Annotated in this window: 14 protein-coding genes; 6 read left to right on the forward strand and 8 right to left on the reverse strand. The window is 74.7% G+C overall.

Going from position 1 to position 24816, the window contains the following annotated elements; translation table 11 throughout:
* The first annotated feature begins 24 nt into the window (after positions 1 to 24).
* The 5 genes from ABZ873_RS00905 (at position 25) to ABZ873_RS00925 (ending at position 11265) form a co-directional block, all read left to right on the forward strand.
* Positions 25 to 4110, forward strand: a complete 4086-nt coding sequence (locus ABZ873_RS00905) for an amino acid adenylation domain-containing protein (RefSeq protein WP_360863515.1) — start codon at positions 25 to 27, stop codon at positions 4108 to 4110.
* A complete protein-coding gene (locus ABZ873_RS00910; protein ID WP_360863517.1) occupies positions 4103 to 7459 on the forward strand; it encodes an amino acid adenylation domain-containing protein in 3357 nt (1118 codons plus the stop codon). The genes ABZ873_RS00905 and ABZ873_RS00910 overlap by 8 nt, the downstream gene beginning before the upstream one ends.
* Positions 7459 to 8862 carry a condensation domain-containing protein gene (locus ABZ873_RS00915; RefSeq protein ID WP_360863519.1) on the forward strand — a complete coding sequence of 468 codons (1404 nt, stop codon included), beginning with the start codon at positions 7459 to 7461 and terminating at the stop codon, positions 8860 to 8862. The genes ABZ873_RS00910 and ABZ873_RS00915 overlap by 1 nt, the downstream gene beginning before the upstream one ends.
* Positions 8863 to 8947: 85 nt before the next feature.
* Positions 8948 to 10138 (forward strand): acyl-CoA dehydrogenase family protein, encoded by a 1191-nt coding sequence (locus ABZ873_RS00920; protein WP_360863521.1) that lies wholly within the window; start codon positions 8948 to 8950, stop codon positions 10136 to 10138.
* Positions 10135 to 11265: an acyl-CoA dehydrogenase family protein gene (locus ABZ873_RS00925; RefSeq protein ID WP_360863523.1), complete on the forward strand. Its 1131-nt coding sequence runs from the start codon at positions 10135 to 10137 to the stop codon at positions 11263 to 11265. Before ABZ873_RS00920 ends, ABZ873_RS00925 begins: the two co-directional genes overlap by 4 nt.
* A 64-nt stretch (positions 11266 to 11329) precedes the next feature.
* On the opposite strand, the gene ABZ873_RS00930 is transcribed toward ABZ873_RS00925, so the two are convergent.
* The 6 genes from ABZ873_RS00930 to ABZ873_RS00955 all read right to left on the reverse strand — a co-directional run bounded on the left by ABZ873_RS00930 (position 11330) and on the right by ABZ873_RS00955 (position 20424).
* Positions 11330 to 11911, reverse strand: a complete 582-nt coding sequence (locus ABZ873_RS00930) for a GNAT family N-acetyltransferase (RefSeq protein WP_360863525.1) — start codon at positions 11909 to 11911, stop codon at positions 11330 to 11332.
* 60 nt (positions 11912 to 11971) lie between these two features.
* The gene (locus ABZ873_RS00935; protein ID WP_360863527.1) at positions 11972 to 13051 is read right to left on the reverse strand and encodes a GntG family PLP-dependent aldolase; all 1080 of its coding nucleotides are present in this window, start codon (positions 13049 to 13051) and stop codon (positions 11972 to 11974) included.
* Entirely contained in the window at positions 13048 to 13737 is a 690-nt protein-coding gene (locus ABZ873_RS00940) for a DUF2461 domain-containing protein (protein WP_360863529.1), read from the reverse strand. The genes ABZ873_RS00935 and ABZ873_RS00940 overlap by 4 nt, the downstream gene beginning before the upstream one ends.
* On the reverse strand, positions 13734 to 15134 hold the full coding sequence (glyA, locus tag ABZ873_RS00945) for a serine hydroxymethyltransferase (protein ID WP_360863531.1): 1401 nt from the start codon (positions 15132 to 15134) through the stop codon (positions 13734 to 13736). Before glyA ends, ABZ873_RS00940 begins: the two co-directional genes overlap by 4 nt.
* Entirely contained in the window at positions 15131 to 18475 is a 3345-nt protein-coding gene (locus ABZ873_RS00950; RefSeq protein ID WP_360863533.1) for an amino acid adenylation domain-containing protein, read from the reverse strand. The genes glyA and ABZ873_RS00950 overlap by 4 nt, the downstream gene beginning before the upstream one ends.
* 89 nt (positions 18476 to 18564) lie before the next feature.
* Positions 18565 to 20424 (reverse strand): BTAD domain-containing putative transcriptional regulator, encoded by a 1860-nt coding sequence (locus ABZ873_RS00955; RefSeq protein ID WP_360863535.1) that lies wholly within the window; start codon positions 20422 to 20424, stop codon positions 18565 to 18567.
* Between the two features lie 211 nt (positions 20425 to 20635).
* On the opposite strand from ABZ873_RS00955, the gene ABZ873_RS00960 reads away from it, so the two are divergent.
* On the forward strand, positions 20636 to 20842 hold the full coding sequence (locus tag ABZ873_RS00960; protein WP_360863536.1) for a hypothetical protein: 207 nt from the start codon (positions 20636 to 20638) through the stop codon (positions 20840 to 20842).
* Positions 20843 to 20949: 107 nt separating this feature from the next.
* Here ABZ873_RS00960 and ABZ873_RS00965 read toward each other — a convergent pair whose 3' ends face one another.
* Together ABZ873_RS00965 and ABZ873_RS00970 are read right to left on the reverse strand one after the other, a co-directional pair.
* Positions 20950 to 23994: a BTAD domain-containing putative transcriptional regulator gene (locus tag ABZ873_RS00965; RefSeq protein ID WP_360863538.1), complete on the reverse strand. Its 3045-nt coding sequence runs from the start codon at positions 23992 to 23994 to the stop codon at positions 20950 to 20952.
* A 141-nt stretch (positions 23995 to 24135) separates the two neighbouring features.
* On the reverse strand, positions 24136 to 24606 hold the full coding sequence (locus ABZ873_RS00970; RefSeq protein WP_360863540.1) for a helix-turn-helix domain-containing protein: 471 nt from the start codon (positions 24604 to 24606) through the stop codon (positions 24136 to 24138).
* Positions 24607 to 24816: the final 210 nt, after the last annotated feature.

The following is a 24816-nucleotide window of genomic DNA, read 5'->3' on the forward strand; positions in this document are numbered from 1 at the left end:
CCCGAAGACGCACGGAGGCTCAAGGTGAGCGAGTCCCTCGCCGAACGCATAGCCGCACTGCCGAAGTCCCGCCGGGCACTGTTCCAGGCCCTGACGGGCCGGTCCGGCGGGCGCGCCGCCGTACGGGAGGACCCCGAGCCGGCACCCCGTGACCCCGCCGCCCCGCCCGTACTCTCCTTCGCGCAGCGCCGCCTGTGGTTCATCGACCAACTCCAGCCCGGCAGCCCCGCCTACAACGTGCCGGTCGCCACCCGCATCAGAGGCCCGCTCGACGTTCCCGCCCTGCACGCCGCGCTCCAGGACATCGTCGACCGCCACGAGGTCCTGCGCACCGTCTACACCTACCGCGAGGGCGCCTCCGAGGCCGTGCCCCGCGTCGTGGACGGCTTCCGGCTGCCCCTGCCGCTGACCGAACTGCCCGGCGAGGACGCCGTACGCCCCTTCTACGACGCCGACGCGGGCGCCCCCTTCGACCTCGCCGGAGCCGTCCCGCTGCGCGCCCGGCTGGGCCGGATCGGCGCCGAGGACCACGTCCTCGTGCTCAACCTGCACCACATCGTCACCGACGGCTGGTCGATGCGGATCCTCTACGCCGAACTGGAACGGGCCTACGCCGCCCGCACCGGCGCCCCCGCCGAGGCCGGTGCCCCGCTCGCCCTCCAGTACGCCGACTTCGCCGCCTGGCAGCGCGAGCGGGTCAGCGGGGACCGGCTGGAGCGGCTGACCGCCTTCTGGCAGGAGGAACTGGGCGGGGCCGCACCCGTGGACCTGCCCACCGACCGGCCGCGGCCCCCCGTCTTCGGGCACGCCGGAGCCTCCCGCTACATCGACCTGCCGCCCCGGCTCATCGCCCGGCTGCGCGAGTTCGGCAAGTCCGAGGGCGCCACCCTCTACATGACGATGCTGGCCGGCTTCGCCGCCACCCTGCGCCGCTGGACCGGCCAGGAGGACATCGTCGTCGGCACCTCCGTCTCCGGCCGCGACCACCCCGCCTTCGGCGAGCTCATCGGCTTCTTCGTCAACACCCTGCCGCTGCGCATCAGAACCGGCGGCGACCCCGGCTTCGCCGAACTGGTCCGCGCCACCCGGCACACCACCCTCCAGGCGTACGCGCACCAGGAACTGCCCTTCGACCTCATCGTCGACGCCCTCGGCCTGCCCCGGGACCCCAGCCGGCCGCCGCTCACCTCGGTGATGTTCCTCCTGGACGAGACCCCGGACACCGCCCCCGGCCTCGCCGGCCTGGCCACCGAGCCCATCGACTTCTCCTCGCACGCCACCAAGTACGACCTGATGATCAGCGTCCACGACACCGGCACCGCCGTGCGCGCCCTCGTGGAGTACCCCACCGACCTCTTCGACGCCGCCACCGTCGACCGGCTCCTCGGCCACTTCCTCACCACCCTCGAAGGCGCCGTCGACCGGCCGGCCGCCCCGCTGTCCGCGCTGCCGCTGCTCACCGACGCCGAGCACCGCGCCGTCCTCGACGACTGGAACGCCACCCGCGCCCCCTTCCCGCAGGACGCCTGCCTGCACCAGCTCTTCGAGCAGCACGCCGACCGGCGGCCCGACGCCCCCGCCGTGGTCCTCGGCGGCCTCGGCGGCTGGAGCGTCAGCTACCGGGAGCTGGAGGAGCGCGCCAACCGGCTCGCGCACCGCCTCACCGAAGCCGGCGCCGGACCCGGCCGGACCGTCGCCCTGTGCCTGCGCCGCGGCCCCGCCCTGGTCACCGCGATCCTCGCCGTCCTCAAGGCGGGCGGGGCCTACGTACCGCTCGACCCGGACTACCCCGCCGAACGCCTCGCGCTGCTGCTCCAGGACGCCGCGCCCCCCATCGTCGTCTCCGACGCCGAACTCATCGGCCGGCTGCCGCTGCCCCCCGGCACCGAGCGGGTCCTCCTCGACGCCGACCGGGCCGCCCTCGCCGAACGGCCCGCGACCCGGCCCGAGGTGCCCGTCACCTCCCGCGACCTGGCCTACGTCATCTTCACCTCGGGCTCCACCGGCACCCCCAAGGGCATCGCCCTGGAGCACCGCGGCGTGGTCAACAACCTCCTCGACCTCAACCGCTCCTACGGCATCGGCCCCGACGACTCCGTGCTCGCCCTGTCCTCGCCCAGCTTCGACATGAGCGTCTACGAGACCCTGGGCATCCTCGCCGCGGGCGGCACGCTCGTCCTGCCCGACCCCGCCGCCGCCAAGGACCCGGCCCACTGGGCCGACCTCGTCCAGCGCCACGGGGTCACCGTCTGGAACTCCGCCCCCGCCCTCCTCGGCCTCCTCGTCGACCAGCTCGAACACGCCGGCGGGCCCGCCCTGCCCACCCTGCGCACCGCCTTCCTCGGCGGCGACTGGATCCCCGTCACCCAGCCCGACCGGATCCGCGCCTTCGCCCCCGGCCTGGCCTTCGTCGCCCTCGGCGGGGCCACCGAAGCCTCCATCCACTCGGTGGAGTTCCGCGTCGGCCGGGTCGACCCCCGCTGGACCAAGCTCCCGTACGGGCGGCCCATGGCGAACCAGCGCACCTACATCCTCGACCCGCACGACCGCCCGGTCCCCGTCGGCGTCCCCGGCGAACTCCACCTCGGCGGCACCGGGCTGGCCCGCGGCTACCTGAACCGGCCCGAGCTGACCGAGGAGAAGTTCGTCCACGTCGCACTGGAGCCCGGCCGCACCGAACGGCTCTACCGCACCGGCGACCTCGCCCGCTACGGCGCCGACGGCACCATAGAACTCCTCGGCCGCACCGACTTCCGCATCAAGCTCAACGGGCTGCGCATCGAGCCCGGCGAGGTCGAGAGCGCCCTGCTCGCCCGCCCCGGCGTCCGCGAGGCCGTCGTCACCGCCCGCCAGGACACCGGATCCGCCCGCCTGATCGGCTACGTGGTCCCCGAGGACGGCGCCGGACCCGACCCCGCCGCCCTGCGGAGCGCGCTCGCCGCCGTCCTGCCCCCGCACTGCGTCCCCGCCGAGGTGGTCCTGCTCGACCGGCTCCCGCTCAGCCCCAACGGCAAGGTCGACCGCAAGGCCCTGCCGGCCCCGCGCCCCGCCGCCCCCGCGCCCGGCCGGAGCCCCGCCCCCGCACCCGCCGGGGCCGACCCCCTCGCGCTGCGGATCGCCGCCGTCTGGGCCGAGGTGCTGGGCGTGCCCGACGTGGGCCCCGGTGAGGACTTCTTCGCCCTCGGCGGGGACTCCTTCGCCGCCGTCCGCGCGGTGCGCGCCGTCGCCGCCGCCCTGCCCGGCACCGGCGCCGCCGCCCTGCGCGTCGTCGACCTCTTCAGCAACCCGACCCCGGCCGGGCTGGCCTCCCGTACCGCCGAACTCAGCGGCACCGCGGCCGAATCGCACCGGCTGCTGCACCGGCTCACCCCCGAACGGCCGCCCGGCACGGTCGCGTTGACCCTCGTCTGCTTCCCGCACGGCGGCGGCGACGCCATCGCCTACCAGCCGCTCGCCGCCCACCTGCCCCCGCACATCGAGCTGCTGGCCGTCTCCCCGCCCGGACACGACCCGCTGCGCCCCGGACCCATGCTCCCGGTGCCCGAGTTCGCCGAGCTCGCCGCCGCCGAGATCGCCCGGACCGTGCGGGGACCGTACGCCGTGTACGGGCACTGCGCCGGAGTCGTCACCGCCCTGGAGACCACCCACGTCCTCGAACGCCTCGGACAGCGCCCCCTCGCCCTGGACCTCGCCGCCGCCCTCCCCGAGGAGGACCCGGAATACGCCCTGGAGATGGAGCGGACCTCCGGCGACGACGACCTCGTCGCCTACCTGACCACCATGGACGGCTTCGACGGCGTCCTCGACGACCGTGACCTCACCGCGGTCCTGCGCATGGTCCGCCACGACATGACCGAGGCCGCCCGCTTCTTCGCCCGCACCCCGGCCGGCTACGACCGCCCCCTCACCACCCCGCTCACCTGCATCATCGGCGACGCCGACGACGCCACCGAGGGCTACGAGGAGGGCTACCGGGCCTGGGGCCGCTACGCCGCCGACGTCCGGCTCTCCGTACTCCCCGGCGGCCGCCACTACTTCGCCAAGCACCTGCCCGACCGCCTCGCCGACCTGCTCGCCGACCTGCACCGCAACGGAGGAACCCATGTCTGATCTCGCCGAACGGCTCGGCCGGCTGCCCCAGGGGCAGCGCTCCCGGCTGCTGGGCCGGATGCGCAACCAGATGACGGCCGGCGTGGGCCGCCGCGTCGAACTCAAGCGCGCCGACCACGGGCCGCGCTCGCGCTCCTCCTTCCAGCAGGAGCAGATGTGGTTCGTCGACAAGCTCGGCGCCGGCAAGGCCCGCAACAACATAGCCCTGTCCATATCCCTCGGCGGCCCCCTCGACCGGGCCGCCCTGCACGAGGCCCTGAACGCCGTCGTCGCCCGCCACCAGGTGCTGCACAGCAAACTCGTCGAGATCGACGGCGTCCCCTGGCAGGAGCCCGTGCCCTCCTACGTGCTCGGCATCCAGTCCACCGACCTGTCCGGCAGCGAGGACGCCGACCGCGAACTGGCCGAGCTCACCTCCGCCACCTCCGCCGCCCCCTTCGACCTGGCCGCCGCCCCGCCCGTCCGCGCCCACCTCGTACGCCTCTCCCCGGACCGGCACGTCCTGCTCTGGGTCGTCCACCACATCGCCTGGGACCCGGGCTCCACCCGCATCTTCACCGAGGAACTGACCGCCAGCTACGCCGCCGCGGCCGCCGGACGGCGCCCCGAGGCCGCCCCGCTCGCCGTCGAGTACGCCGACTTCGCCGCCTGGCAGCGGGCCAAGCTGGAGAACGACGAGCACGGCCGGGCCCTCGCCGCGAAATGGCGCCAGCTCCTGGCGGGCGCCGTGGCCACCGAGGTCATGCCCGACCACCCGCGCGGCCCCGAGACCCGCGGCGACGGCAAGGGGCTGGCGCTCACCCTGGACCAGAAGCTGCTGGACCGGCTCACCGAACTCGCGGACGCCAGCAGCACCACCGTCTTCACCACCCTGCTCGCCGCCTTCAACGCCCTGCTGCGGCACTGGACCCGGACCGAGGACGTCGTCGTCGGCACCGCCAGCGCCTCCCGGCCGCACCCCGACCTGGAACAGGTCATCGGCTGCTTCGTCCAGATGATCACCCTGCGCACCGAGGTCACCGACGGGCTCACCTTCCGCGAGCTCGTCACCCGCACCGCGGCCTCCGTCATGGACTCCTTCACCAGCAGCGAACTGCCCTTCGAGCAGGTTGTGGAGGCCGTCCGCCCGGTCCGCGACCCGCTGCGCCACCCGCTCTTCCAGATCGAGTTCACCTCGCTGGGCCGCTGGGGCACCCACCGCGCCGAGGCCGCCGACGTCGCCTTCACCATGGACCAGCTCCACGACGGCGCCGCCAAATTCGACATGAGCTTCCTCGTCGGCGAGAACGACGGACTGGAGCTCTCCCTCGAATACAACACCTCCCTCTACCGCCACGGCACCGCCAGCGCCCTGCTCACCGCCTTCCGGCAGGTCCTCGAACAGGTCGCGGACAACCCCGACCTGCGCGTCGGCGACATCAGCCTGGTCGAGGAGCCCGCCGCCTCCCGGCACGCCCGCGAACTCTCCCGCGGCGGCCCGCTCGACGAGGCCGCCTGGACCACCACCCTGGACCGCGCCTTCCGCGAGCGCGCCACCATCCACCCCGACGCCCCCGCCGTCCGGTACGGCTCCACCCGCCTCGACTACGCCGCGCTCGACCGCTGGTCCGAGGCCATCGCCCACCGGCTGCGCGACCGCGGCGTCGGCCACGGCGACCCCGTCGCCGTCTGCGTGGCCCGCGGGCCCGCCGCCGTCGCCGCCGTCCTCGGCGTCCTCAAGGCGGGCGCCCACTACCTGCCCGTCGACCCGGCCGCCCCCGCCGAGCGGACCCGTACCGTCCTCACCGACGCCAAGGTCCGCCACGCGCTCGTCGACGAGTCCGCCCAGCTGCCCGTCCCGCTGGAACGGGTCAACACCGGCACCGCGGCCCCCGTACGGGAGGTCCCCTCCCTCGCGCCCAGCTCCACCCCCGGCGACCTCGCCTACGTCCTGCACACCTCCGGCAGCAGCGGCACCCCCAAGGGCGTGATGATCGAGCACCGCTCGGTCACCCACTTCTCCCGCACCATCGCCAAGGCGTACGAGATCACCGCCGGGGACCGGGTCCTGCAGTTCGCGCCGCTCACCTTCGACGTCTCCGTCTTCGAGGTCTTCACCACCCTGCTCGCCGGCGCCACCCTCGTCATCGCCACCGACGAGGAACGCCGCGACCCCGCCCTGCTCCAGACCCGGATGCGCGAGGACGCCGTCACCGTCGCCGAACTCCCGCCCGCCCTGCTCCCCCTGCTCGACCAGGCCGCACTGCCCGAGCTGCGCCTGGTCTCCGTGGGCGGCGAGGCGTTCCCCGGCCGGCTCGTCGCCGAATGGACCGCCGGCGAGCGCCGCTTCGTCAACGGCTACGGCCCCACCGAGGCCACCGTCGCCGTCACCCTCATGGACTGCACCGGCAGCTACGACCGCAACCCGCCCATCGGCCGCCCCATGCCCGGCCACCAGGCGTTCGTCCTCGACGAGCGGCTGCGCCCGGTCCCGCCCGGCGTCCCCGGCGAACTGTGCGTCGCCGGGCCCGGGGTCTCCCGCGGCTACCTCGGCCGCCCCGACCTCACCGCCGAGCGCTTCGCCGACAACCCGTACGCCGACGGCCCCGAGACCGCCCGCCTCTACCGCACCGGCGACCTGGTCCGCTGGCTGCCCGGCGGGAACCTGGACTTCCTCGGGCGCACCGACCGCCAGCTCAAGGTCCGCGGCCACCGGATCGAGCCCGGCGAGGTCGAGGCCGTCCTCACCGGCCACCCCTCCGTGCAGCAGGCCGTGGTGGTGGCCCAGCCCGCCGCGGGCGGCGAACGCATGCTGGCCGCCTACGTCACCGTCGAGCAGGTCGGCGCCTACGCCTCCGAGGTCGCGGACGCCGAGAACCTCCGCGCCTACACGGCCGGCCGGCTCCCCGGCTACATGGTGCCGGTCGTCGTCGTCCTGGACGAGCTGCCGCTCACCCCGCACGGCAAGGTCGACACCGCCGCCCTGCCGCTGCCCACCGAACAGTCCGGGCAGGGCGGCACCCCGCCGCGCGACGCCGTCGAGGAGCAGATCTGCCGCGACATCCTCACGCCCCTGCTGGAATGGCAGAACCCGGACGTGGAGGGGGACTTCTTCGCCCTCGGCGGCAGCTCCCTCCAGGCCACCATCGTCGTCTCCCGGGTCCGCGCCCTCTTCGGCATCGACATCGCCCTCGCCGACTTCTTCGGCCGCCCCACCGTCTCCGGGCTCGCGGAACTCGTCCGCACCGCCCAGGCGGAGGCCGCCGGCGAACAGGACCGGCTGCTCGCGGTGTTCGAGCAGATCGAGAACATGAGCGACGAGGAGGCCGCCGCCCTCCTCGGCTCCCTCCAGCACCCGGACGGCCCCTGATGGCCGAACCGGCCGGACTCGAAGGGGCCCTCACCGCCCTCCCCGAGGCGAAGCGCGAGCTCGCCCGCCTGCTGCTGGCCGCCCGGCGGCCCGTACCCGGCCACCCGGTCCCGCGCTCCGGCGCGGGGCCGGTCCCGCCCACCGCCCTCCAGACCCGGCTGTGGCGCCGGGAACGGACCCGCCCCGGGGTCGCCACCGGCTCCCACGCCCTCCGGCTGACCGGCCCCCTCGACCCGCGGCGGCTCACCGACGCCCTCACCGGGGTACTGCGCCGCCACGAGGCCCTGCGCACCCGGCTGACCCTCCCGGCCACCGGCCGCCCGCTGCTGCACGTCGACGCGGAACCGGTGCTGCGCCTCACCCGCGCCGACCTCACCGCGCACTCCCCGGCGGCCGCCGCCGAGCGCGTGGCCGCCGAGGTCACCGACAGCGCGGCCACCGCACTGGACCTGGAATCCGGCCGCACCAGCGCCTTCCGGCTGCTGCGCACCGCCCCCGACGAGCACGTCCTGATCCTCGCCTCCCACCTCGCGGTGTTCGACGGCTGGTCCTCCGGGGTGTTCCTCGCGGACCTCGCCACCGGCTACCGCGAGGGCCCCGGCGGCCTGGAACCGCCCGCGCTCCAGCTCCCCGACCACGCCGACTGGCAGCACCGCTGGCTCACCGGACCGGACGGCTCCGCCGAACTCGCCCGCCGCCGCGCGGTGTTCGCCGCCGACCCGCCCGCGCCCCGGGCGCCCGGCGGCTTCGCCCGCGGACACCTGGCCGTACGGCTGGCCCGCGGGCCCGTGGCGGCCGGGCTGGAGCTGGGCGCGGCCGAGGGGGCCACCCCGTTCATGACCCTGCTCGCCGCCCTCGCCGTGGTCCTCGCCCGCCGGGAGGGGCGTACCTCCGTGGTGATCGGCACCCCGGCCGCCGGGCGGTTCGCCGCCGCCCTCGAAGGCGCCGTCGGGCAGTACACCACCGTGGTGCCCATCCGGCTCGACCTCGCGGGCGGGCCCTCCTTCCGCGAGCTGCTGCACCGCACCCGCACAGCGGTGGCCGAGGCCCTGGCCCACCAGCGGCTGCCCGTGGACGTCCTGTTCGGGGACGGCACCCCGCCCCCGTACAGCGTCCTCTTCGCCCTGCACAACTACCCGGCCGTACCCCTGGACCTGCCGGGCGTCGAGGTCGGCCAGTTGCCCGGGCCGCCCGCCCGCCACCTGGAGCTCTACAGCCCCGACCCGGCCGCCGCCCTCGCCTGCGTCGGCCTCGTGGAACGGGACGGCGAGATCGGCGGCACCGCCGAGTACAACCGGCACGCGGCCACGCCCGAAGACGTGCGGGGCCTGCTCACCGGGATCGAGGAGGTGCTGGACACGGCCGTCACCGCGCCCGCGTCCCCGCTCACCGCCCGGCCCTGAACCGGGGGGCCGGACCCCCGCCGGCCCCCCTCCCGCCGACCACGCCCGCCCCCGGAACCACCCCGACCCGCCAAGGGAGTTGCCCGTGCTCACCACCGAGTTCTACCGCGCGCCCGCGGACTGCGGGCTCGTACGGAGCGGGGCCGACGTGCCCCGCACCCTCATGCGGGCCCTGCGCGAGGACATCCACGACATCCTGGTGTCCGCCCCCGTCGCCGAGGCCCGGCGCACCCGCGACCCGCGCCCCGTCCACCGGGCCCTCGGCGCCCGCGGCCTGCTCGCGCCCCAGTGGCCCGAGGAGTACGGGGGCCGCGGCATCAGCCAGGTCGCGGCCGCCGTACTGGTCGAGGAACTGGCCATGCACGATGTCCCGGACCTGCTGCACACCCTCACCGTGCAGATCGTCGGCTCCACCCTGCTCAATGTCGCGAGCCCCGCGATGAAGGCCCGCCACCTGCCCGGCTTCGCCGACGGGACCTCCTTCGGCTGCGTGCTGTTCAGCGAACCGCAGGCCGGCTCCGACCTCAACATCCTCTCCACCCGCGCCGTCCCCGACGGCCACGGCGGCTGGAAGCTCTACGGCACCAAGGTGCACTCCCTCTTCGCCCGGTTCGCGGACTACGGACTGTGCCTGGCCCGCGGCGAGGACGACGCGTTCAGCCTGTTCCTCGTCCCGCTCGCCCAGCCCGGCGTCACCATCCGGCAGATCCCCGGCATCGGCGACGACGCCTTCCACGAGGTCGCCCTCGACGGCGTCGCCGTCACCGCCGAGGACGTCGTGGGCTCCCTCGGCCAGGGCTGGGCCATCGTGGTCAAGACCCTCGCCTTCGAACGCACCGGACTGGACTACTACGTCAAGGCGCTGCGCTGGTACCGGGCGGCGGTGGAGCGGCTGGAGGCCCACACCGACCGGCTGGAGGCCGGCCAGCACGACCAGATCGGCCTGGCCAAGCTCAACGCGCGGCTCCTCGCGGCCGGCACCCTGGTCCGCCGCGTCCTCACCCGCCTCGACCGGGGCGAGCTCAACGAGGACGAGGCCGCGGCCGCCAAGTGGTACACCACCGAACTCGCCGCCGAGGTGGCCTGGTGGGCCGCCGAACTCGACGGCGACACGAGCATGACCCTCGACGACCCGGAGGTCGACGGGGTGGCACACCCACTGGATTCGGCGATGCGTGAAGCCCCGGGGATGCGGATATCCGGCGGCACCGCCGAAATGATGCTGGAGACGCTGGCCCGGCTGCGTCTGGACTCAGGGGCGGAGGTACGGCCGTGACGACCCAGGCGGTCAACGGGAGCGGTGCGGACGGCGCGGAGCGCTGGCGCGAACGGGAGGACGAGGACTCGCTCTTCCGGCAGCTCCGGCTCACCGTGCGGCAGGGGCTGGAGGTCGACGGGGACACCCCCGGCGGCGCCTGGGAGGCGCTGACCCAGGTCGGCGCCTGGGAGTTCGCCCTCCCCATCGAGCAGGACGGCCTCGATCTCGGCCAGGCGGTCCTCGCCATGGCCTGCGAGGAGGCGGGCAACGCCATGCAGCCCGTCCCGCTGGCGGACACCCTCCTCGCCCTGGACCTGCTCTCCGGCCTCGGCCCGCTCGCCCCCGCCGGCACCGACGCCCTACTGGACCGGATCCGCGCCGGGGAGCTCCCGCTCGCCGTCCCCGGCCGGCTGCCCGATCCGCGCGGCGCCGTACCGCCCGGCATCGCCTGGAAGCCCGACGGCGACACCGGGGCCGTCCTCCTCACCGGCACCGGAGGCCCCTTCGCCGCGGGTGTGGAGCCGGGCGCCCTGCTGGTGCTGGCGAGCGGCCCGGACGGGCCCTGCGTGGCCCTCGTCGGCCTGCCCGCGCCGGGGGTCCACGTACGCCCGCTGCGCGACCACGGCGGCGGTGCCGTCTCGGGGGCCGTCTTCGACGAGGCCCGGATCCCCGCCGCGTCGGTCCTGCTGCGCGGGCTCGCCGCCGAACAGGCCCTGGCCCGCGTCGGCCTGCGTGCCGCCGTCCACCAGGCGTCCCTGCTCGCCGGGATCACCGCGGCGGCCCTGACGGCCGTCGTCTCCCGGATCCGCGGCCGGCAGCAGTTCGGCCAGGCCCTGGTCAAGCACCAGGGGCCCCGGCTGCGCGTGGCCGGGCTGCTGGCCCGCCTCGACGCCGTGCGCTGGGCCGTGGGCGACGCCGCCCGGGACCTCGACGCGGGACGGCTCACCCCCGGGGAGGCCGCCGGGCTGATCGCCCTCACCGCGGAGACCACCCTCGACGTGACCCGGGACGCGGTCCACCTGCACGGGGCCTCGGGCCTGGTGCGGGACGGCCTGGTGGCCGGCTGCTACCGGCGCGCGGCCTGGGAGGCCCTGCGCTGCGGGCGCCCCGCCCAGCTGTGGGACACCGCCGCGCACACCCCCTGAGCGGTGCACGGGGAAGGGGCCCCCGCCCTGCGGGAGCCCCTTCCCGGTACCGTCCGGCCCGTCCTCAGACCAGGTCGCGGCGCATGATCCAGCGGTGCCGCTTGTCGCTCTTGGCCTCCGTGCGCCGGAGCCTGCGGAAACCGGCCCGCTCGAACATGTCCATCGTCCCCACATAGGCGAGGGTCGGGTTCACCCGGCCGCCCTCCGGGTCCACCGGATAGCCCTCCACGGCGGGCGCGCCGTGCGCCCGCGCGTGCTCGACGGCCCCCTCCAGCAGACCCGAGGCGACCCCCTTGCCGCGGTGCTCCTTGCGCACCACGAAGCAGGTCACCGACCACACCGGCACCTCGTCCACCGGGGTGATGGTCTTCGAGGAGATCAGCCGGTCCAGCTGGCGGCGCGGGGCCACATTGCACCAGCCGGCCACCTCGCCGTTCAGGAACCCGAGGACCCCGGGCGGGGGATCGGCCTTCTCGGTCAGGGTGCGCAGGTGCTCCCCGCGCTCCTCCGCGGACATCCGCCCGTATTCACCGGTGCTCAGCCGCCAGGCCATGCACCAGCAGGTGTGCGCGCTCTTCTTCGGCTGGAGCACCAGACGGACGTCGTCCCACAGATCCGCCGTGGCGGGCCGGACTTCTAAACTCATGCCGCTACTTCGCTCTCTTCCGCTGCTCACAGATATTCCGTGCCCACAGATGTCCCGTGCTCACAGATGTCCCGCGGGCGCGGTGTTCCGCGTCCGCGGGGCGACTTCGGTCATCACGGCGGCCAGCACCCCGACGGCACGCCGGCACGCCTCCCGCCCCACGTCCAGATGGGTGACCAGCCGGACGGTCCCCGGACCGGGGGCGGTCACCCGTACTCCTTCCTGCGCGGCCCGTGCGACGACCTCGTCGGCGCGGGGCACCTCGACGAGGACGATGTTGGTCTCGGGCGGGCGCACGGCGAACCCGGCCTCCCGCAGCCCGGCCGCCAGCAGCCGGGCATGGTCGTGGTCCTCGGCGATCCGCTCCGTGTGGTGCTCCAGGGCGTAGAGCCCCGCGGCGGCCAGGATGCCCGACTGGCGCATGCCGCCGCCCAGCCCGTGGCGGAGTTTCCGCCCCCTGGTCAGGTGTTCGGCCGGCAGCAGGAGCACCGACCCGACCGGCGCGCCCAGCCCCTTGGACAGGCATACGGAGAGCGTGTCGGCGTTCTCCCCGTACTGCCGGGCGGAGGTGCCCGTCGCGGCCATCGCGTTCCAGATCCGGGCGCCGTCCATGTGGACGGCCAGGCCCAGCTCCGCCGTCAGCTCCCGGACCGCGCGCAGCGTCTCCAGCGGGTGGACCGTGCCCCCCGCGCGGGTGTGGGTCTGCTCCACCTCCACCGCCCGGGTCCCGAGGGTGTACGGATTTCCGCGCCGCACCACCCCCGCCAGCAGCGCCGGGGTGATCACCCCGCGCTCGGCCGCCACCGTACGGGTCTGGATGCCGCCGTAGCGGGCCGGGGAGCCCTCCTCGTGGGCGAGGACGTGCGCCTCCGCGTCGCAGACCAGCTCCTGGCCCGGCCCCACCAGCAGCTGGAGGGCGATCTGGTTGGCCATCACCCCGGACGGGGTGAACAGGGCCCCGTCGAAGCCGAAGAGCCCGGCCAGCCGCTCCTCCAGGGCGCGGACGGTCGGGTCCTCCCCGAAGAGGTCGTCACCGACCTCCGCGGCGGCCATCGCGGCCCGCATGCCCGGACCGGGCCGGGTCACCGTGTCGCTGCGCAGGTCGGCCGGTCCGGCCGGGACGGAAGAACCGCTGTTCATGACGGGAGGTCAACTCCTTGGTCGCGGGGCCGTGGGGTCAGTTCGCGGGCGGCCGCCCAGTCCAGCAGGGGCCGCACCAGCCGCCAGGTCTCCCGTACGAGGTCCCCGGCGCGCGGCGTGTGCAGCCCGTCGGCCGGGCCGAAGCGGCGCCCGGCGTCGATCGTGCGGTGGCGCAGCAGCTCCAGCCGCGGGTGGTCGGCGGGGACCCCGCGCGGGCGGGACCGGAGCCGGTCGCCGCCCAGCACGAAGCCCCGTTCCACCAGCCGCGCGGCGATCGCCGCCAGCTCCGCGCCGCCGTCCTCCTCCAGGACGGCGGCGCGGTAGCGGGCCACCTCGGCGCCGGCGTACGGGTACCAGCGGCCCGAGGCGTACAGCCCCTCCCGGTCCAGGTGCACCCACAGCCCCAGACAGGGCAGTACGTCGAGATAGGCGCCCTGGTACGTCTTGTACGGGGACTTGTCGTGCGACATCCGGGTGTCCCGGACCGGGCCGAGCATCCTCACCCCGTCCGGCCCGGCCAGGTCCCCGAAGTCGGCGGTCAGTTCGGCGGCCAGCTCCTCCATCGGCGCGCGTACGTCACGCTCGTACCGCTCGCGGTGGCGCAGCCGCCACGCCTCCTTGCTGTTGTCCGCCGCGAGGTCCTCGTACAGGCGCGGTGCCGAGGGCGGGAAGCCGCCGAAGGTCACGGCAGGTACCCCGGCAGGGGGTGGGCCGCGCACAGCTCGGAGACCCGCGCGCGCACGCGGGTGCGCAGCGCGTCCGGCAGGGCGCCGCCCGGTGCGGCCAGCGCCGTCAGCACGTCCGCGACCAGGTCGGCGCATTCGGCGGCCACCGTCCGGTCCATCCCGCGCGCGGCCAGTGTGTTGGTGCCCAGCCGCAGCCCGCCCGTCACCCGGACCGGGGTGGTGTCCCCGGGGACCCGGTTGCGGTTCACGACGATCCCGCAGGACTCCAGCGCCTCCTCCGCGATATCGCCGGTGACCCCGCTGCCGCGCAGGTCCAGCAGCACCATATGGGTGTCCGTACCGCCCGTGACCAGGCGGAACCCCCGGTCGAGCAGCCGTTCCGCGATGGCCTGCGCCCCGTCGGCCAGCCGTTTGGCGACCTCCGCGAAGTCCGGGCTGGCCACGAAGTCCAGCGCGCGGGCCTTCGCTGCCACCGAGGCCAGGTCCGGGGTGCCCTGGGTGAAGGGGAACACGGCGCGGCGCAGGGTTGCCGCCAGGGTGCCGCGCTCGGGGCCGGGCCGGCGGGCCTCGCGGCCCAGCAGGATCAGGCCGCCGCGCGGGCCGTAGAGCTGCTTGTAGGTGCTGGTGGTCGTCACATGGGCGTGGTCGACGGGGCTCTGGTGCAGTCCGGCGGCGACCAGGCCCGCGATGTGGGAGATATCGGCCAGGAGGTAGGCGTTGGCCTCGTCCGCGATCTCCCGGAAGCGGGCGAAGTCGATGCTGCGCGGGTAGGCGCTGGCCCCGCACACGATCAGCTTCGGGCGGTGCTCCAGGGCCAGTTCGCGGATCTGGTCGTAGTCGAGCAGCCCGTCCGGGGTCACCCGGTAGCCGTGGGCCCGGTAGTAGCGGCCGGTCACCGAGGCGGGGGAGCCGTGGGTGAGGTGGCCGCCGCAGTCCAGGTCCAGGCCGAGCAGGCTGTCGCCCGGACTCAGCAGGGCCGTGATCACGGCCAGGTTGGCGGAGGAGCCGGAGTGCGGCTGCACGATCGCGTCCCGCGCCCCGAAGGCGGCGCACGCCCGCTCGATCGCCAGGCGCTCGATCTCGTCGGCGATCCCGCAGCCCGCGTGGTAGCGGTTGCCCGGATAGCCCTCGGCGGTCAGGTTGCCGAGCGCGCTGCCCTCGCAGGCCAGCACCGACGGGTCCGCGACACTGGACGCGGCGACCATCATCAGGGTGTCGCGCTGACGCGCCGACTCCCGGGCCAGCAGCGTGTACAGAGCCGTGTCGCGCTCTCTGAGCCGGCTGTTGGCGTGTGCCGCGAAGTCCACCAGATCGGGATCGGGCGCACGGCCCGGCCCCTCCTGGAGTCCGCCCCCGTCCAGCGGGTCGGTGACCGGTGCGGGCAGGGTGAGGCTCATGACTGTCCCCTCTCGGAATCGTCCGTGCTGACCGTGCCGGGCGCGTTCTCGCCCTCGTCCGCTTCCGCGTCCGCGTCCGCTTCCCCGTCCAGGGCGCCGAAGGCTTCCGCGGCGGCGACCGCCTCCGCGCCGTGCTCCGCGTCCGCGGCGATCTTCCCGGCCAGGTCCGACACCACCGGGTTCTGGAAGACCGTCTTGACGGGGACCGGCACGCCCAGGAGCTGCCCCAGCAGACCGGCCAGCCGGGTCCCGCTGAGGGAGTCGCCGCCCAGGGTGAAGAAGTTGTCCCCGGGCGCCACCCCGTCCAGCCCGAGGATGTCGGCCACCGCCGCGCACAGGACGAGCTCCAGCGCGCTGCCCGGCCCGTCCGCCTCGTCCCGTGCCACCGCCTCGTCGGCGGACTGCTGCCGTCCGGCGGCGGAGGTCAGCGAGAGCCGGTCGACCTTGCCGTTGCGGGTGAGCGGCAGCTCCTCCAGCACGCTCAGCGCCGCCGGCACCATGGAGGAGGGCAGCTGCGCGGCCAGCCGCTCCAGCACCCGGGCGGACAGACCGGCGTCCGCCGCGGCCGAGGCCACCACGAAGGCGTGCAGCCGCCGGACCCCGTGGGCACTGGCCGGGGCCACCACCACGGCCGCCCGGACCTCGGGGTCCTGGCGCAGCGCGGCCTCGATCTCGCCCAGCTCGATCCGGTGCCCCTGGATCTTCACCTGGAAGTCGTCGCGGCCCAGGATCTCGATACTGCCGTCCGGCAGATAGCGGCCCAGGTCACCGGTCAGATAGGCGCGTTCGCCGGTCTCCGGGAGGCGTACGAAGCGGCTCGCGGTGCGTGCCTCGTCGTTCCAGTAGCCGAGCGCGAGGCCCACGTCACTGGCCACGGCCATCTCCCCGACCACCCCGAGCGGGCGCTCGTGGGCCGTCGCGTCGACGACGTAGTACCGCTGGTTGGTGATCGGCTTGCCGTACGGGATGCTCGTCCAGGCCGGGTCCACCTCGCCGATCGGCTGGAACAGCGACCAGCAGATCGTCTCCGTCGGCCCGCCCGAGCCCACCACCTGGATCCGCGGGCTCTGCGCCCGCAGCCGGTCCGGCAGCGTCAGCGGGATCCAGTCGCCGGAGAGCACCGACAGCCGCAGCGACTCCAGCGGCCGTCCGCCGCCGCGCCGCTCGCACACCTCGGCCTCGCCCACCAGCAGCTCCATCAGCACCGGTACGGAGTTCCACAGCGTCACCCGCTCCGCCCGCACCAGCTCCGCCCACACCTCGGGCTCGGCGTGCTCGAACGGGGGCGGTAGCACCACGGTCCCGCCCTGGGTCAGCACCCCGAACACGTCGTAGATCGAGGCGTCGAAGTGCAGCCCCGAGATGGCCAGCAGCCGGTCCTCCGCCCCGACCCCGAAGCGCTCCGCGACATCGCGGATCAGGTTGACCACCCCGATGTGGTCCACCATCACGCCCTTCGGCTCACCCGTGGAACCCGAGGTGAAGATGGTGTAGGCGAGGTCCGCGGGGGTCTGCGCGGTGTCCGGCCGGGTCGCGGGGCCCGTCTCGAAGTCCTTGTCCACGCGGTAGCGGCGAGCCGTGGGCGGCCAGCTGATCCGCGGTTCCAGCGAGGACTGGGTCAGGATCCGGTCGGCCTTCGCCTCCGCCAGCAGCCGGCGCAGCCGCTCCGGCGGCACCGACGGGTCCAGCGGCAGATAGGCGGCGCCGGCCGCGAGGATCCCGTACACGGCCGCGTACTGCTCCCAGCCCTTCTCCATCACCACCGCGACCAGCTCGCCGGGCTTCGCCCCGTGCTCGCGCAGGGTGTGCCCGATCCGCCAGGCGTAGGAGGCCAGTTCGGCGTAGCTCAGCCGCCGCCCGGCCGCTACGACGGCCTCCGCGTCCGGGGTCAGCTCCGCCTGCCGGGCGAACAGCTCGTGCAGGGTGACGTACGGGATCTGCCCCGCGGTGTCGTTGACCCGGCGGCGCAGCTCCCGTTCGGCCGGGGGGATCAGGTCGAAGCGGGCGGTGCGCAGGCTGTCCGGGTCCTCGGTGAGCCGTTCCAGCAGGTCCACATAGACCCCGAAGGCGGCGTCGACGAAGCCGGGTGCGAAGGCCCCGTCCACGAAGTCCCAGATGACGCGCAGCTCACCGGCCAGCTCGCGCAGCTGCACGTCCAGGGAGACCTGCGGGGTCTGCGAGATCGAGTACACCTCCCGGCCCAGGTCGGTGACGGGCCTGCGCACCGGGTAGTCGAGCAGGCTGGTCACGACGACCGGCATCCCCGCCTGCGCGCCCACACCGTGCAGCCGGGTCAGCTCGCGCAGCACGCGGACCCCGTTGAAGGAGCCGTGTTCCACATCGCGGGCCAGCTGGTCGCGCAGGGCGTGGGCCCGGTCCAGGAAGGTGGCGCCGGAGCCGTCGACGGCGAGCATCACCGCGTTGGTGAAGTCACCGAGCACGCCGGTGATGTCCGGGTGCACGGCGGGCCGCTGGAAGACCGGGTAGTTGATGGTGAAGTCGGACTCCTCGGCCCAGGCTCTGATCACCTCGGCGAAGGCGGCGGTGAGCAGCACCGACGGGGTGAGCCCGGCCTCCCGGGCCCGTGCGGAGAAGCGCTGCCAGGCGGCGGGGGAGAGGCGGTGCTCGCGCCGGTCGAAGCGCACCTCGCCGGCCTTGCCGTCGCCGGGCCCGCCCTGCGGCAGGGAGGGGGCCGGCGGCAGGCCGGGGACGCGGTCCAGCCAGTAGGCGCGGGCGGCGCGGAACGCCTCGGTGTGCGGCAGGGCGTCGGCGCGCCAGCGGGCGTACTCGGCGAAGTCGATGCCGGGCTGCGGCAGTTCGGCCTCCGGGTTCTCGTACAGGTCGATCAGCTCGGGGAAGAGCACCTGGAAGGCGCTCGAGGCGTCCAGCACCTGGAGGTCGATGCCGAGGTGCACCCGGCCCAGGTCCTCCGGGCCGCCCAGCCGGATGATCCGCAGGTCGAACAGCGGCCAGCTGCCGACGGGGAAGACCACATGGCTCATCTCCTCCCGCAGCGCGGCGAGATGCTCCCGCGCGGCCTCGGCGGGCAGGCCGCGCAGGTCGGTGACCGGTATCTCGAAGGGCAGCGGGTCCGAGGGCACCCACTGGGTGCCGTCCGTGCCGCCGATCGCGCGCAGCATGTCGTGGCGGGCGACGACCTTGCGCCAGGCGGTGGCGAAGCGCTCCGGGTCGAGACCGGCGCGCTCCCACTCGAAGTAGCCGTAGCAGCCGATACCGCCCAGCTCGACGGCTTCGCCTCGCCCGATCATCAGTGCCTGCTGCGTCTCGGTCATCGGGAAGGACGCGGCACTGTCCGCGCGAGCGGGCAGGAGCTCGGTCATGGTCCAACTCCATTCGGTGGTACGGCCGGCGGCGTAGGAGGCCGGGGGTGGAGGGGGGCCGGAAGGGCCCGCCGCGGGGCAGGGCGAGGCTAGGGGCGGGGGGTTAGCCGCCGGTTATGTTCCGGGCGGGCGGCGGCGGCGCCCGGCGCCGGAGCGCGCTCGTCCAGGGAGAGCGCGAAGAGCCGGACCAGCGGGTGGAACAGATAGCAGGGCTGGCCCCACTCGTCCGCGCCGCTGACCTCCAGCAGGGCCGCGTCGGCCAGGGCTTCGAGCAGCCGCTCGGCCTCCGGCTCCGGCAGGTCCAGGGCCGCGGCCGCCGCGGCGGCGGGGAACGGCCGCGGCCCCAGCCCGGCCAGCGCCGGGAACGCCGCCCGCACCTCCGCCTCCAGGGCCCGCCAGGACGGCAGCAGCGAGGTGTGCACGTCCAGGTCCCCCGAATGCAGCTCGCGCAGCCGGGTGGCCGGGTCCGCCAGCCGGCGGGCGATCCGGTCGGGGGTGGAGTGCGGCCGGGCCGCGATGCGCGTCCCTATGATCCGCAGGGCCAGCGGCAGACCGGCGCAGTGCTCGACGATCGCGGACGCCGCGCAGGGCGCCGCCGCCACCCGGGCGGGACCGGCCGCGGCGGCGAGCAGTTCCAGGGAGTCCCCGGGCTCCAGGGGCGCGAGGGCCACGGTGTGCGCGCCGGCCACGGTGGGAAGGGCCGTGCGCCCGGTGACCAGGACCGCCGGCTCCGGGGTGTTGGGCAGCAGCGGGCCGAGCTGGGCGGCGCCCGAGGCGTTGTCCAGGACGATGAGCAGCTGTCTTCCCCGGGTCCGCTCCCGGTACAGGCGCACCAGCTGGTCCTGGTCGTCCGCCGCCGGTACGTCCTCCGCCGGACCCAGCGCCCGCAGCAGCCGGCGCAGCACCCGGGCGGGGTGGCGCGGGGTGCCGTCCGGGGCGCGCAGGTCGGCGTACAGCTGCCCGTCGGGGAAGTGCCGCTGGCAGCGGTGGGCCGCGTGCACGGCCAGCGCGGTCTTGCCGAGCCCGGCCATACCGGTGACCAGGACCCGGCGGGGCCGTCCGGGGCCCTGCCCGTCGGGGGTCAGGGCCCGGCACACCAGCTCCAGTTCGGGCTCCCGGCCCGTGAAGTCGACGGTGTCCGGGGGCAGCATGGCCGGGGTCCCGGCGGGCGGTGCGGAGGGCCGGGTGCGGGCGCCGGTCCGTACGGTGCGGGCGGCGGGCGGCTGCCGGTCGAGGGTGCCCTCCAGCAGGGCCCGGTAGGTGGCCTGCAACTCCTCGCCCGGGTTCACGCCCAGCTCGTCGGCGAGCACGGCCCGGCCGTGGTGGTAGAGGTGGATGGCGTCCGCCTGCCGCCCGGACCGGCACAGGGCCGTCATCAGCTGGCAGCGGATCCGCTCACGCAGCGGGAACTCCGCGACGAGCCCGGTCAGTTCACCGGTGACCTGCTCGTGCCGGCCGAGGGCCAGGTCCGCGGCGATACGGTGCTCCAGGGTGGCGGCGCGGGCCTCCACCAGCCGCGGGGCCTCGGCGTCGGCGAGGTATTCCGTGGCGTTGGCGAAGGGCTGCCCGTTCCACCGGGTCAGCGCCTCGCGCAGCAGCTCACCGGCCTTTTCGTAGTCCTCGTTGACCAGTGCCTCGCGGCCGTCGAGCGCCAGTGTCTCGAATTCGTTCAGATCGAAACTGGCATTGCCGATGCACATGGCATATCCCGGCGGCCGGCGATCGATCAGGACCCCGTCGCCGAGAATCTTGCGAAGTCGCGAAATATAGGTGTAGAGCTGTGCGCTGACCGTCGCGGGCGGCGCCCAGCCCCAGAGCAGCCGGCACAGCCGGTCGTCCGAGACCACCTCCTCGCGGGCCAGGAGGAGCGCCGCGAGCACGGTGTGCAGCTTCGCCCCGGAGAACGCGGCCCGCTGGCCGTCCTGCCGTACCTCTACTGGCCCGAGCACTCGGAATTCCATCTACCGCCCCATCCGTGATTCATGGGAAGAATCTTTGAACGAAGCTAGAGGACGCCGTTGTCTCCTCGATATCGTGGCGATTTCATGGGGGACCTGGGTCACGAAATCGATGGAACACGGAAGAGAAAGGAGCCCTCCCTACTGTTCCATTCGTGCCGCAGCGAGCGGCAGTGATGATCCACCGAGAGGGGAATCCGAGATGCGCAGCACCCGGACGGCGAAGACGGCCAGGACCGCGGCGACCTGCCTGGTCGTTCTCGCAGGGATGTTCGCGGGGTCGGGGGGCGCGCTCGCCGCCACGGGGACGGGTGCGGGGGACGACGACATGCCCTGGGGCGTCGTCAAGCCGCTGGAGCCGGCGCACCCCGGCTCCGCCCGCTACAACGCCGACATGCCCTGGGGCTGACCACCCCGCGACACCCCCCGCACCCCCGCTCCCCGCCCCTCGCGGCGCTGTTCCGCGAAGCCGCGAAGCCGCGAAGGCGCGAGCCGCCAAGGCCCCCCGGAGCGCCGCTAGTCGGCCGGGTCCGACAGCAGGACCGTCAGTTCCTCCGGGGTGAAGGAACGATGCGGCGGCCCCACGGCGTCCCCACCGCCCGGCCCGTCCGCCACCCCCTGCACCGCCGCCAGCAACCGGGCCGCCTGCGCCCGCCACGGCTGCGCGCCCACCTCCCCGAAGGCCGCACAGGCCCGCCGGAACCGCTCCGCCGCCTCGGCGCACTGCCCGCCGAGCGCGTCCACGCACCCGAGATCGGTCTCCACCCGCGCGTACAGGAACCGGTCCGCCAGCTCGTCGGTGATCTCCAGGGCCTGCCGCAGCGTGCGCTCCGCCGCGCTCAGCAGGCCCTGGCTCCACTGCGTCTGCCCGAGCCCGCGCAGCGCGTGGGCCTCCCCGACCCGGTCGCCCTCCCCGCGGGTGAGCCGTAGCACCGCCTCGAACGCCTCGCCCGCCTCGCCCCGTTCCCCGGCACGCAGCCGGACCTCGGCGAGCCGGTACACGCTCTGCGCCTCGGCGCGCACCGATCCGGTACGCCGGCTCAGCGCCACCGCCCGCTCCGCGAGGGGCAGCGCCCCGCTCACATTGCCCCGGTCCAGCTCGATCTGCGCCTGGAAGCCCATCAGATGGGCCTCGTTCCCGGTGTCGCCGGAGGCGTGGAAGCCGCTGAGCGCCGCCTCGCAGTACTCCAGCGCCCGCTCCCAGTCCCCCTGGAAGCGCGCGCACATCGCCAGGTTGCGCTGCGCGAGCGCCGCCCCGCCCGCGTCCCCGGTGTGGCGCAGCAGCCGCAGCGCCGCCATGTTCCAGCCCTCGGCCTGCTCGTAGCGCCGCTGGTAGATCGCCAGCGAGCCGAGGCTGCGCAGCATCGTCGCCTCGCCGGGCTCGTCGCCGGTGCGCCGGGCCGCCGCGAGCGCCTGCTCGGCGCTGCGCTGCCAGTCCTCCAGATAGTTCTTCGTCTCGAAGTGCGGCACCGCGCTCTGCGTCAGCGTCCAGGCGTACCAGGCCCGCCCGGTCTCCGCCGCGTGCGCCACCAGGTCCGTCACCGCCGTGCGCTCCGACTCGAACCACTCCATCGGCGCCCCCACCAGCTCGTCCGCGAGCCCGCGCAGGAAGTCCGGGGCGGGCGCCTGCGCCCGGCTCACCGGGAACCGCCGGCCGTCGATCCGCCGGTGCGCCTCCTCCGCCAGCCAGAGCCAGGCCGCGAAGGCCCGCTCCAGCGCGGCGTCGGTGTCCCCCTCCGGCTCGTCGGACTCGGCCCGCTCGCGGGCGAACAGCCGCAGCAGGTCCTGGAAGCGGTAGCGGGCGGCCCGGCCCGGTTCCGCCTCGGCCACCTCCAGCAGCTGGGCGTCGACCAGCTGGTCGATCAGCTCCTCCGCATGCCACACCGTGGTGTCCAGCACGGCGGCCCCCGCCCAGGCGGCGAAGTCCGCCGTGCGCAGCAGCCCGAGGCGCCGGTACATCCGGGCGGCCTCCGGCGGCAGGTCCCGGTAGGTCAGCCGGAAGCCGGCCCGGACCCCGCCCTCGCCGGGGCTGAGCACATCGAGCCGCCCGCGCTGGTCGCGCAGCCGCTCCACCAGGCTCCGTACGCTCAGGTTCGGCTTGGCCGCCAGCCGCGCCCCCGCGATCCGCAGCGCCAGCGGCAGGCAGTCGCACAGCGCGCTCAGCTGCTCCACCGCCACCGGGTCGCTGCCGAAGCGGTCCGCCCCCGCGAGCTTGATCAGCAGGGCGGTGGCCTCGGTGGGCTCCAGCATCCGCAGCCGGATGCTGAGCGCGGTGTAGTCACCGGTCAGATCGCCCAGGCTCTCCCGGCTGGTGGCCAGCACCACGCTGCGTCCGCCGCCCGGCAGCAGGGGTCTGAGCTGCGGGAAGGAGCGTACGTTGTCCAGCACGATCAGCGTCTTGCGGGTGCTGAGCAGGCTCCGGAAGAGCGAGGCCCGCTCGTCGGCGTCGGCCGGGATCTGCGGCGCGCCGATCCCCAGGGCCCGCAGGAAGCGGTCGAGGACGGCGGCGGGGGAGACCGGCGCGTGCTCCTCGTCGTAGCCCCGCAGGTCCGCGAAGAGCTGGCCGTCGGGGAACTGGTCGGCCACCTGGCTCGCCCAGTGCACCGCCAGGGCCGTCTTGCCCACCCCGCCCACGCCCACGATGGTCGCCAGCGCCGGGGTGTGCGGGTTGTAGGGCTCCTTGAGCAGCCGGTCCAGGGAGGCCATCTCCCGCTGCCGCCCGGTGAACGCCATGACCCCGGCGGGCAGTTGCGCCGGAATGGTCTGCAGGGCCGTCGGCGCGGGCGCCGCCACGGCCGGGGGCCGGGTCAGCTCCGGTGAGTCCCGCAGGATCAGGTCGTGCAGCTGCCGCAGCCCCGGACCGGGTTCGATCCCGAGCTGCTCGGTGAGTAACCGCCGGCCGTTGAGGAACACGTCCAGGGCCTCGGCGCGCTGCCCCGACCGGTACAGCGCCAGCATCAGGTGCTCACGGCACTGCTCGCGCAGCGGGTGCCGGGCCACCAGCTCGGTCAGCTCGCCGGTCAGGGCCCGGTGCCGCCCCAGCTGGAGCATCAGCCCCGCCCGTTCCTCGATCAGCGTGAGCCTCATCTGCTCCAGCCGGGTCGCCTCCGCCTCCAGCCGGGAGCCGGGCGTCTCGTCGAGCGCGGAGCCCCGCCAGATGCTCAGCGCCTCCTCGAAGAACGCGCACGCCTCCTCCGTCCGCCCGTACCGCGCGGCCTCGCGCCCCTGCTCGGCGCGCTCCAGGAACTCCTGCACGTCCACCCGGTGCTCGCCCTTGGCGAGCAGATAGCCCGGGGGAGAGGTGATCAGCAGATCGGTCACGCCCGCCTGCTTGAACGTCTTGCGGAGCGTGGCCACGCAGATCGCGATCTGGTTGCGGGCCGTCGCCGGAGGCGAATCCGGCCAGACCGTGTCCACCAGGGTGTCGACCGACACGACGCGGTCGGCATAGAGGACGAGCATCGACAGGACCGTCGCCTGCCGCCGGCCGTTGATCCGCAGCGGGCCGTCATCTGTCTGGACGATCAGTGGTCCCAGCAGTCTGAAGACAAACCTATTCACAGGTCCCCCGCACTCTGAAGCCCCCGCGTCAGGCGCGAACGGTACCGCAAAGACGATTCCTCGGTGCAGTCAATACTTGGGAAAATGGGCGGCGGTTTCCGGCCAACTTGTCCGTATGGCCGTAGACGTGGAGGCCCGTTCTCACGCAGAGTCGTCGGTTCCGGCCGCGGACAGCGCGCCCGACAGCCCCCGCAGGACCTCCGCCGTGCGCCGCACCTCCTCCTCACCGCCCAGCCGCTCGCACAGCGCCCGCGCCAGCTCGGCCAGACAGGAGTCGATCTCCCGCTTCGCCCCGGTCCCGCGCGCCGTGGCCGCGAGCAGCTTGGCCCGCCGGTGCGCGGGATTCTCCCGGTAGACCGCGAGCCCCTGGCGCACCAGCAGATCGGCTATGCGCTGCACGCTCTGCCGGGAGGTCCCCAGCCGCCGGGCCGCCTCCGAGACCGACAGGGGCTCCTCCGCCACCGCACTGAGGACCTGCCAGCGCGCCGCGCTCAGCCCGCTGGGCAGGGCGAGCCGGTCCAGGGCCGCCGTGAACCGCCCGTTCAGGCGGAAGACGGCCACCGCGGCCCGGCTGAACGCCTCCGCCTCCCCCGACTCCACCGTCCGCGCCAACGCCGGTCCCCTTCCGTACGTCGTCCGGGTCAGGTGCCCTCCGGGTCGCTGCACGATAACAGCGCGTGCTCACCCGTACGAGGGTCGTGCGCGGCCCGGACCACGCGGGCGCGGGCCGCTGGGCCGTTGGCCGGGCCATGGCCCACGCACGGCGCCCGCGAGTGGGCCAATGGCCCAGTCGCCCGAGGCTGAGTTGAGCCAGTGGGCCTC

Source organism: Streptomyces sp. NPDC047014, from assembly GCF_040644195.1.
Lineage (GTDB): Bacteria > Actinomycetota > Actinomycetes > Streptomycetales > Streptomycetaceae > Streptomyces.

What these genes read in the sequence shown, in the direction of transcription:
- ABZ873_RS00915 (WP_360863519.1), top strand. Translation starts at nt 7,459, where the DNA reads ATGGCCGAACCGGCCGGACTCGAAGGGGCCCTCACCGCCCTCCCCGAG.
- ABZ873_RS00930 (WP_360863525.1), bottom strand. Translation starts at nt 11,911, where the DNA reads ATGAGTTTAGAAGTCCGGCCCGCCACGGCGGATCTGTGGGACGACGTC.
- glyA (WP_360863531.1), bottom strand. Translation starts at nt 15,134, where the DNA reads ATGAGCCTCACCCTGCCCGCACCGGTCACCGACCCGCTGGACGGGGGC.
- ABZ873_RS00950 (WP_360863533.1), bottom strand. Translation starts at nt 18,475, where the DNA reads ATGACCGAGCTCCTGCCCGCTCGCGCGGACAGTGCCGCGTCCTTCCCG.
- ABZ873_RS00960 (WP_360863536.1), top strand. Translation starts at nt 20,636, where the DNA reads ATGCGCAGCACCCGGACGGCGAAGACGGCCAGGACCGCGGCGACCTGC.
- ABZ873_RS00910 (WP_360863517.1), top strand. Translation starts at nt 4,103, where the DNA reads ATGTCTGATCTCGCCGAACGGCTCGGCCGGCTGCCCCAGGGGCAGCGC.
- ABZ873_RS00935 (WP_360863527.1), bottom strand. Translation starts at nt 13,051, where the DNA reads ATGAACAGCGGTTCTTCCGTCCCGGCCGGACCGGCCGACCTGCGCAGC.